The sequence below is a fragment of the Synechococcus sp. MU1648 genome (assembly GCF_023630615.1).
Classification (GTDB): Bacteria; Cyanobacteriota; Cyanobacteriia; order PCC-6307; family Cyanobiaceae; genus Parasynechococcus.
This window is the reverse complement of record NZ_JAKUHI010000012.1, coordinates 54,465-64,206: the sequence shown is the minus strand read 5'-3', so window position 1 is coordinate 64,206 and position 9,742 is coordinate 54,465. Positions and strand designations below refer to the sequence as shown.

9 protein-coding genes are annotated in these 9,742 nt (G+C 58.2%); 1 reads left to right on the top strand and 8 read right to left on the bottom strand.

Features of this window, described 5'->3' with window-relative positions:
* From nusG to gloA, 4 genes are all read right to left on the bottom strand, one after another.
* On the bottom strand, positions 1-615 hold a 615-nt coding region (gene nusG, locus NCN06_RS11225; protein ID WP_250398940.1), incomplete at its 3' end, for a transcription termination/antitermination protein NusG.
* A gap of 21 nt (positions 616-636) precedes the next feature.
* Entirely contained in the window at positions 637-879 is a 243-nt protein-coding gene (gene secE, locus NCN06_RS11220; RefSeq protein WP_186570826.1) for a preprotein translocase subunit SecE, read from the bottom strand.
* A 70-nt stretch (positions 880-949) separates the two neighbouring features.
* Positions 950-3,691: an ATP-dependent Clp protease ATP-binding subunit gene (locus NCN06_RS11215; protein ID WP_250398939.1), complete on the bottom strand. Its 2,742-nt coding sequence runs from the start codon at positions 3,689-3,691 to the stop codon at positions 950-952.
* A gap of 5 nt (positions 3,692-3,696) precedes the next feature.
* Positions 3,697-4,095: a lactoylglutathione lyase gene (gloA, locus tag NCN06_RS11210; RefSeq protein WP_226397440.1), complete on the bottom strand. Its 399-nt coding sequence runs from the start codon at positions 4,093-4,095 to the stop codon at positions 3,697-3,699.
* A 112-nt stretch (positions 4,096-4,207) separates the two neighbouring features.
* Here gloA and eno point away from each other — a divergent pair, with 112 nt between their 5' ends.
* Positions 4,208-5,500, top strand: a complete 1,293-nt coding sequence (gene eno, locus NCN06_RS11205; protein ID WP_226397565.1) for a phosphopyruvate hydratase — start codon at positions 4,208-4,210, stop codon at positions 5,498-5,500.
* A gap of 17 nt (positions 5,501-5,517) precedes the next feature.
* Here the strand turns inward: eno and NCN06_RS11200 are convergent, their stop codons facing one another.
* The 4 genes from NCN06_RS11200 to NCN06_RS11185 form a co-directional block, all read right to left on the bottom strand.
* Positions 5,518-7,170 carry an ABC1 kinase family protein gene (locus tag NCN06_RS11200; RefSeq protein ID WP_115024555.1) on the bottom strand — a complete coding sequence of 551 codons (1,653 nt, stop codon included), beginning with the start codon at positions 7,168-7,170 and terminating at the stop codon, positions 5,518-5,520.
* Positions 7,170-7,481 carry a hypothetical protein gene (locus tag NCN06_RS11195; protein ID WP_226397441.1) on the bottom strand — a complete coding sequence of 104 codons (312 nt, stop codon included), beginning with the start codon at positions 7,479-7,481 and terminating at the stop codon, positions 7,170-7,172. The genes NCN06_RS11200 and NCN06_RS11195 overlap by 1 nt, the downstream gene beginning before the upstream one ends.
* Before the next feature lie 45 nt (positions 7,482-7,526).
* Positions 7,527-8,183 (bottom strand): hypothetical protein, encoded by a 657-nt coding sequence (locus NCN06_RS11190; protein ID WP_226397442.1) that lies wholly within the window; start codon positions 8,181-8,183, stop codon positions 7,527-7,529.
* 69 nt (positions 8,184-8,252) lie between these two features.
* Positions 8,253-9,113: a DUF5672 family protein gene (locus NCN06_RS11185; protein WP_226397443.1), complete on the bottom strand. Its 861-nt coding sequence runs from the start codon at positions 9,111-9,113 to the stop codon at positions 8,253-8,255.
* Positions 9,114-9,742 lie beyond the last annotated feature (629 nt).

The window sequence follows — 9,742 nt, the reverse complement described above, 5'->3', positions numbered from 1 at the left end:
AAAGATGGAGAGCAGGGCCTTGAGCTTGTTGCGCTCGCCGGACACCTCGATCACCTCTCCCTGGAAATCCTTGAACGGACCCGCCGTCACCAAAATTTGATCGCCTTCGGTCAGATCCACCTTGACGACGGTCTTCTTCTCAGCCGCCCGCTTGAAGATGCGATCAACCTCAGACCGACTGAGGGGACGTGGCTTGATGTGACCACGGGCCTTACCAGTGGCACGGCGGTCCTCAGCACCCACGAAATTGATCACGTTCGGGGTGCTTCTCACCGCCATCATCGTGTCCTCATCCAGCACCATCCGGACGAGCACATAGCCGGGAAACACCTTTTCCTCAGTGGACTGACGGGTGCCGTCCTTCTTCAACTTGACGGCAGGCGTCTGGGGAATCTCAATTTCAAGAATCCGATTGCTCACCCCCAGGGTGACGGCGCGCTGCTCGAGGGTCGCCTTGACCTTTTTCTCGCAGCTGGAGGCCACCTGAACGGCATACCAGCGGGCAATGGCCGTGTTGGCGACAGCTTCCAAAGGCAAGGTGCCATCTTCCCCCTCATTCGGGGCTGGCAGATCAAGCACCTCAGGGGCGTCCGGTGTGGTCAGGTCGTCGGGCACGGCGAGAAAGGTGATATCGAGTCAGCGGAACACCTGGGACGAAGCCCACCCAAAGAAGCGACTGACAGCCGCAATGGTGGCCGCCGAAAGGCTGACCATCAGGATCACAGCGATGGATTCGCTGAACAATTGCTGGCGGCTGGGCCAAACCACGAGTTTCAGCTCATCAACCGTGTCCGCCAAAAATCCACCGGATTGGGTGGGATCGGCGGCGGCCTTTGAGCCGTCAGATGTGGTGGTGTCCTCAGAGATGGGGCTGGTCACGGGGATGGGACCGGAAGTTGACAACGGTGCCGGCTGGCACTTCGCCAAACAACCACCCTACCGGATGCCCTCAAACTCCCATGGGATCAAACACCAAGGAATCTTCACCGGCCTCGCCCAACCGCACCGTCACACCACTGGCACCGGTAAAGCGTTCCTCGAGCAGCAGCGTGGAGAGCGGATTTTCCAGCTGGCGCCGCAACACCCGTCGCAGTGGCCTCGCCCCGTACTCGGGTTCATAGCCCTGACGGGCCATGGCCTCGGCGACAGCATCATCCACAAGAAGAGCAAGACCCTGCTCGGCCAACAGGGCGGCGAGATCTTGCAGTTGCAACTGAACAATGCGCACCAGATCAGCCACCTCCAAGGGGCGGAAACGAATCACCTCATCGATACGGTTCAGGAATTCAGGCCGGAACTGACTCGACAGCGCTGCATCCACCTGCTGTTGAAGGGCTGACTCGTCCGTGGATCCCGAGCGGGCATGTTCAAGGATCGCCGGACTGGCCAGGTTGCTCGTCATGACGACCACGGTGTGGCGGAAATCGACGGTGCGGCCCTGGGAATCGGTGAGTCGGCCGTCATCCAGCACCTGGAGCAGCAGGTTGAATACATCGGGATGCGCCTTCTCCACTTCATCGAGGAGCAGCACCGCATAGGGACGACGCCGCACAGCCTCAGTGAGCTGCCCGCCTTCCTCGTAGCCGACATACCCAGGAGGAGCACCGATCAGCCGAGCCACGGCATTGCGCTCCATGAACTCACTCATGTCGAGGCGAACCAGCGCCTCCTCTTCATCGAACAACGACGCTGCAAGCGCCTTGGCCAGCTCGGTCTTGCCCACGCCGGTCGGCCCGAGGAACAGGAACGATCCCACCGGGCGACGCGGATCCTTCATGCCAGCACGGGCACGGCGAATGGCAGCGGCAACGGCGATCACCGCCTCGCCCTGGCCAATCACCCGTTCGGCGAGATGGGCGTCCAGTTGCAGCAGCTTGCGGCGCTCACCCGCCAGCAGCCGCTGCACTGGGATCCCGGTCCAGCGGGCCACAAGATCAGCGATGTCACCGGCCTCCACCTGCTCGCGCAGCAGAGCAGTTCCGGAGGTCTGCGCCTCCGCCTGGGACGCCTCCAATTCATCCCGACGCTGCTGCACCCGATGCAACTGGTCGTACTGCAACCGAGCCGCCTCCTCGAGGTCGCCATCCCGCTCGGCTTCAGCGATGGCATGGCGCAGGTCTTCATCCTGCTGAAGCAGCTGACCGAGTTCCTCCAGCTGACCGCGCTCCTGCTGCCAGCGACGCCGCAGATCGTCCAATCGCGTCGACACTTCAAGCCGGTTGCGCTGCAACTGAATCCGCTCCGATTCAGGCGCCTGCTCAGCAGCGAGCAAGGCCAGTTCAACGCGGCGCAGATCCGCCTCGGCTTCCTCCACCACCTGCGGCTTGGAGGTGACCTCCATCTTCAGTTGCGCCGCCGCTTCATCGATCAGATCAATGGCTTTGTCTGGCAGACAGCGGTCGCTGATGTAGCGATCGGCGAGACGGTTGGCCGCCTGAATCGCTTCATCGGTGATCGTGACGCCGTGATGAAGCTCGTAGCGCTCCTTCAAGCCCCGCAGAATTTCGAGGCTCAACTCCAGATCTGGCTCCCGGATCACCACCTGCTGAAAGCGGCGGTTGAGGGCAGGATCCTTCTCCACCGTGAGCCTGTAATCCTCCGGCGTGGTGGCGCCGATGCAGCGCAAATCACCACGGGCGAGGGCTGGCTTCAACAGGCTGCCGGCATCGGTGCTGCTGCGATCGCTGCCAACAACGGTATGGAGCTCATCGATGAACAACACCACGCCGGAATCGGAGCCGCTCACCTCCTCAAGCACCGACCGCAGGCGTTCCTCGAACTGACCACGGAACTTGGCGCCGGCGATCAAGGCCCCAAGGTCCAGAGCCACAAGGCGCAGACCCTGTAGAGATTCCGGCACTTCACCCGCCACGATCCGCTGGGCCAACAGCTCCGCAATCGCTGTTTTGCCAACGCCGGGTTCACCGATCAGCACCGGATTGTTTTTGCTCCGGCGTGAGAGCACCTTGATCAAGTTGCGAATTTCGGAATCGCGACCGATCACCGGATCGAGGCTGCCCGCCTCTGCTTCTTCGGTGAGATCCCGCCCATAGGACTCCAACGCCGTGGGCTGCTGCGGCGCAGGCTCTGGAGCGAGGACGGGCGCAACGACCTCAGGGTCAGGGGAGAGAAGAGTTGCGTTGGGAGGAGCCGACGCACGGGGCTGACGGGACGATGACGGAGCGCGGGCCACCCGTTGGCGGCGTGGAGCCTCCTGGGGGGGAGAGGCTTCAGCGGAACCCCTTTGGATCAGCTGCTCAAGCTCATCCGCTGAAACACCAAAGCCAGCAAATAATTCGGCACCGATCCGTGGATCAGCACCGATGGCCATCAGCAATTCCGGCAAATCGATGACGTCGCCATTCCAGCGCCGACGAATGGCATCGGCCGCATCGAGCAGCTGCTCCAGGTCATCACCAATGAACAACTCATCGCCGCGCCCAGAGGGCTGATCGGCCAGCACATCCTCCAATCGATCCAAGAGCGCATCGGTTGGGAGGGGCAATCCCTCCACCATGCGGCGGCAGGAGGGGTCGGTGAACAGCACCTGAATCAGATGCTCCACATCCAACTGCTCATGGCGCCAGCGACGGGCGACGTCCTGACCACTCAGCAAAAGATCCCAGGCCGCATCGCTGAAGCGATCCGGCTCATGGGTGAGGCTGCCGTTCAACGCTGGGGATGGGGTCATCCGTTTCAGGCGGGGACTTTGGAGGACAACTCGATCAATTCCACCTTGTAGCCATCCGGATCCTCAACAAAGGCGATGACGGTGGTGCCGTGCTTCATCGGGCCAGGTTCCCGCACCACGCGGCCTCCCTTATCGGCAATCCCGGCACAGGTGCTGCGGATGTCCTCAACCCCCAGAGCGATGTGGCCATAGGCGTCACCCAAGATGTAGCTCTCGGTGTCCCAGTTGTGGGTGAGTTCCAGAACCGTGTGATTCTGCTCTGATCCATAGCCAACAAAAGCCAGGGTGAAGCGGCCGCTGGGGTAATCCTTTCGACGCAGAAGCTGCATGCCCAGAACTTCGGTGTAGAAGCTCAAAGACCGCTCCAGATCAGCAACCCGAAGCATGGTGTGAAGCATCCGCATGGGTGAGCGTCGTTCAGGATTTACCTCCCATCATTCTGGCCAGGTATGGCCCGTCACAACAGGGGAGAAAGGGGCGACTCATAGGATCCCCGGGTTAAGCGTGCGTCCCAACGTGATCGATTCCCTCGACCTCGTCATCGACACCATCGTGGCCCGAGAGGTGCTCGATTCCCGCGGCAACCCAACGGTTGAAGCCGAAGTGCTGCTCGAAGGAGGTGCCATGGGACGGGCCATCGTTCCCAGTGGTGCCAGCACCGGCGCCCACGAAGCCCACGAACTGCGTGATGGCGGCGACCGCTACATGGGCAAAGGTGTAGGCCAAGCCGTGAATCACATCGAAGAGCGGATCGCACCAGCCCTCTGCGGCCTTTCGGCCCTGGATCAGGCCGCTGTGGACGCCGCGATGCTGGAGCTGGACGGAAGCGACAACAAATCCAACCTGGGTGCCAACGCCATCCTGGCGGTGAGCATGGCCACCGCTCGCGCTGCCGCCAACGGCCTGGGAATTCCCCTCTACCGCTACCTCGGCGGTCCAATGGCAAACCTGCTGCCGGTGCCGTTGATGAACGTGATCAACGGTGGCGCCCATGCCGCCAACAGCCTGGATTTCCAGGAATTCATGCTGGTCCCCCATGGGGCTCCGAGCTTCCGCGAAGCGCTGCGCATGGGAACCGAGGTGTTCCACACACTCAAAGGGCTGCTCAGTGCCAAAGGCATGAGCACCGCCGTGGGCGATGAAGGCGGTTTCGCCCCCAATCTGGGCAACGTGGAAGCCGGTGAAATCCTGGTGGAAGCGATCACCAAGGCGGGATACAAGCCCGGCGAGCAGATCTCCCTTGCTCTGGACGTCGCCAGCACCGAATTCTTCGAGAACGGTCGCTATGCCTTTGATGGTGGCAGCTACACCAGCGCAGAGATGGTCGGCCAGCTGGAACAACTGGTGGACAAATTCCCAATCGTTTCGATCGAAGACGGCCTGGCCGAAGACGACTGGGATGGCTGGAAGCTGCTAACCGAACGCCTCGGCGGCAAGGTGCAGCTCGTGGGTGATGACCTGTTCGTGACCAACACCAAGCGCCTTCAGCAAGGCATCGACAGCGCCACGGCCAACTCGATCCTGATCAAGGTGAACCAGATCGGCTCACTCACGGAAACCCTTCAGGCCATCGATCTAGCAGGTCGCTCCGGTTACACCAGCGTGATCAGCCACCGCAGTGGCGAAACCGAAGACACCACGATTGCCGATCTCGCCGTCGCCACACGCGCCGGGCAGATCAAGACCGGTTCCCTCAGCCGCAGTGAGCGGGTCGCGAAGTACAACCAGCTGCTGCGCATCGAAGACGAACTGGGGAGCCAGGCCGTTTACGCCGGTGCTGTCGCCCAGGGCCCCCGCGGCAAGGCCTGATCTCAGGCCCCAGACGATTAACGGTTGGAACCGGGCAACTGCTCCAACCGTTGATCGCGACGGATCTTGACCTGCATTTGGAACCAGCCCAATCCAACAGGCAAAGCAGCAGCAGCCGGAAGAATCGACCAGAGCGGGCGGGCACTCGCACCAACAATGGCTGTGGCCAAAGCCAAGCATCCGAGCAGCACCGACTGGCCGATGGACTGCTGTGCAAGGGCCATCCGGCGGAACTGGCGATCCGATTCACCGAGACGCACCTGAAGCTGAAGGTCGCCCTGCTCTAGGCGTTCAAGACTTTCATCAAGACGTCGTGGGAAGGCAGCAGCACGGCTGCTGAGAGCCCCGACCTGACGGCCGAGTTCATTGAACAGATCATTGCTGCCAGAGCCGCTTGAGGTCATAAGTGGAAGGAGGTAGGGCTTGGCAATTGCAACCAAGCTAAAAGCGGGATCGAGACTGCGGCCAACTCCCTCGAACGTGGATAGCGCTCGCATCACGAAGATGAGTTCGACCGGCAGACGGAAGGGCTGCCCGTAGACCAGGTCGTAGAGATCTCCGGAGAGTTTGTCGATCGCATTGGCCGTGAACGGTGGGGTCAGGGCCTCCTGCAGCATCAGCCGCACAAGACGACGGACCGGACCAACATCAATGCCTCTGGAGATCACCCCGGCAGCCTGCATTTCCTCCACCAACGCCGCTGAATCCCTGGCGGCAGCAGCGCGAACCATGGCCCCGAGGCGTCGACGCAAGCCATCCGACAACAGGCCCATCATTCCGAAGTCGTAGTAGATGAGAGCGCCATCGCTAGCGACGGCAAGGTTGCCGGGATGGGGGTCGGCATGAAAGAAACCAAACCGCACCAACTGCTTGAGATAGCTGGCCGCACCCACTTCAGCCACTTTGACTGGATCAATACCGGCCTCGATTAACGCCTCACGGTCATTGACCTTGATGCCTGGCAGATAGTCGAGACAAAGCACACGGCGGTTGCTCAACTCCCAGATCACACCTGGGATCCTGATCCGTTCGTCATCCAGAAATTGTTGACGAAAACGCGCCGCATACTGGGCCTCAACCCGGAAATCCAGCTCACGCAGCAGAACACGTCGACATTCGCGTGCCATCGCCGGCCAATCTCGACCACGGCCCCAACTGGGGTGGCGCTGCAGCACAGCCGCCACCTGCTGCATCACCTCAAGATCAAGGCGAAACAGACGGTCCAGGCCAGGCCGCTGCACCTTGAGCACCACCTGCCGGCCACTCCGCAGGCTGGCGCGGTGCACCTGGGCCAAAGAGGCAGCACCAAGGGGCTCCGGGTCAAGGTCGATGACCTCTGCACAGCGCTGACCAAGCTCTCGTTCGAGAACGGTCTGCACCTGATCAAAACTGAATGCCGGAACGCTGTCCTGCAGCGCCTCAAGTTCAGCCACCCAGCCCGCAGGGAGGATGTCTGGCCTTGCAGACAGCAGCTGCCCCAGCTTGATGAAAGCTGAACCCAGAGACAGCAGCTCAGACGTCAACCAGCGAGCTCGGCCTTGCTGACGACGAGCACGACGCTCCGCCGTCACACCACCGCGATAAGTCCAGGACTGACCATCCCACCAAAGCAACAGCAGCAGGGTCAGGACAGAGCGCCAGATCCGAAGCGCTCGCAGCAGTCCGAGCATCAGGGGCGTGCCTCGACCGCTTGACTGAGATCAGCCACCGTGGCCCGGAGGCGATCAATGACCGCTTGAGGGGTCTCCGGTTGTTCCGCGGAGGGCTCCCCATCCGTGCTTACCACTGCCTGATCACCCCGCTCAATCCGTTCCGCCTCTGCAAGCACCTCGTCCTGAAATAGATCCCATTCCTGACGCAGCCGCTGCGGGGCGTCTTGCGCCAACACCGCCAGCTCCGCTGCAGCGTCCGCAAAGCCGTGGCCCAGGCGCGCGCTGATGCGATTCACGGTGGCGCGAATCAAGGCCTCCGAGGAACCCATGAACCGAAAGCAGACAGGCTCAACTGTGGCAGATCCAACAGGAGATCAGGGCTGAGGAGGGATCACGGGCTCAATGGTTTCAAAAAAAGCTTCCGCGCCCGGGGGCACTACAGCTGAACCCGGCTCAGCCATCAACACCGATGAATCATCGGCAGGGAGGACAACAGCAGGGGCGGCATCTGTGGGCTCAGGGAAGACCAGCGAATCGTTGGTGCCGTCATCCACCAGACCCAAGTCCAGCTCCTGCTCCTGGACTGTGGATGGCGCGGGTCCACCTGCTTCGGGGACTGCCTGCTGCAGATCGAGCTCGGGATCTGGGGCGATGGTTTGGGGATCAGACCAAACAGGGGCCGTCCACACCGGGGGTTGGGGCGTCTGCAGAGCGAGATCGGGTTTGATCGTTGTCTTGACCGCTGGCTTGGCCGGTCGGCTCGCAGCATCGGCGGCCTCTAGGGCTGTGACATCCACTTGCAGATCTGCATCGCCATCGCTGAACCGGGCTCGGATCTCCTGCAAGGAATCCCCTGGAAACGCAAGCGGAGCGAAGGCCTGAGGGGCGAGATCTTCAGCATTGGTCTGCAGCGTCAGCACCCGATCGGTGATGCCGTAGCCGAGGGCAAAACAACAACCAGCCACAAGGGGGCCCACCCAGAAACGGGGCTGGGTCACATCGGGAGCGTCAGGAGTGCTGGTCTTGTCCACAGGTGGTCTGACGAAGACTCGGATTGTGACAGGGATTCAGAACGGAGGCTTCAAATCGCGCAGTCGAAGCTAATCAACATTAAAAATGCGATGATCAATATTCTTTATTTTTAACCATTGGGGACAATGAATTGCCAATGATTGAATAAGTTCTTGATCGTCAAGATCAACCCTCAGCTTGTGAACAGCAAAGCAGCCCTCTTTCCATTGTTTCTCTGAGCAGAATTGATTAATCTCTTCTTCTCTGGCTACATTTCCTCCAAGGACGTCTATAAAAAAACCATAAAAACCGTCCTCACCGAATTGCCAAGGCACGTCTCCAAATAATTGCAGTGCTTGCATAGAAAATTTCCTGTCTCTGAGACTAAAACCCCCAGATCCACCGTAGATATCAAGACCGCAAGGGCGACAAATTTTCCATTGGCCACCAATATAATCAAAATTCTGAAAATCGTTAATTATAAAATCACTCTTTTCGCATACCGCTGAGTCAGCCTGGAAAACAATGACCTTTTCCGTACGGTAAATGTTATTCCAAAAATCAATACTCATCAGTAACTCGTTATAGTCATTTGCGCATTGAATAATTTCTTCTATCAGCAGAATTTTGTAAGTTCCGCATTCTAACGATTGCATTATATTATAAACGTCTACTGCATTCTTGCTCCCGCATATCAAAGTTAATGGCGCATTGACCTTCCTCAGGAGAGCTTTGACTGCTATTTTCAGCGCTCGACTCTGCGATTTTCTGGTTTCAACGAGAACCAGAGAGAAGAGGCTGGAATTTTCTTGTTTGTCATCTCCTTTTTTATCTATACAACTGAATTTGTATTTGCGTGTGTGTATATGCCGTAGGGGCTCTTTGATTTTTGGAATAAAATCATAGGCAACCTTTCTCAGCTGCTCTTGCAATTCTTTCACGCTGTCCACGCAGATCTCAAATCCTGATAGATGTAACCCTAACATCTAATCACTAATGAAGCAGCTTCCTCTGCACACCGCTCTTGTGAGGACATTTGGATTGAGTGAACTGCTAAACCAGCACCCTTCACATCTGATTTAATTAGTAGATAAATTGTCTCCGCCTGAGCAGGAATAGAAAAGCCATTAGAGAAGCAACAGCAATTAGGTGCTTCATTTACTTATCTTCACCACAAATGAATCTCTACTCTCTCGATAAAAAGATTAGATTGCCTGATTGGCCATATACAAGGCGCCATTTTCATTGCATTATTCTAAATCATTCATTTCTATTTTAAGAATAAGCCATATTAAACTGTTGCTATGTTCAGTAGATTAGTTATGAGACAAATCACGATGGCTAAGCACAGTTTCAGCGGCTGCTGGCAGCGCACAAAGCATTGATAAGGCGATTGCAGTGGCGAAAAGTCTTTTCATTTGCTGAAGACGCTTAGCAACGCAACCACCGACTTGACTTCATTTTACTGAAGGGACAGGCTGATTTATTAATTGAGCAGTTTGATTTTTTTTGAATACTTAACTGCTCATAGCGTCAGTTCATATAAACCTTAATGAAATCCGCAACTTCATCTAATCCA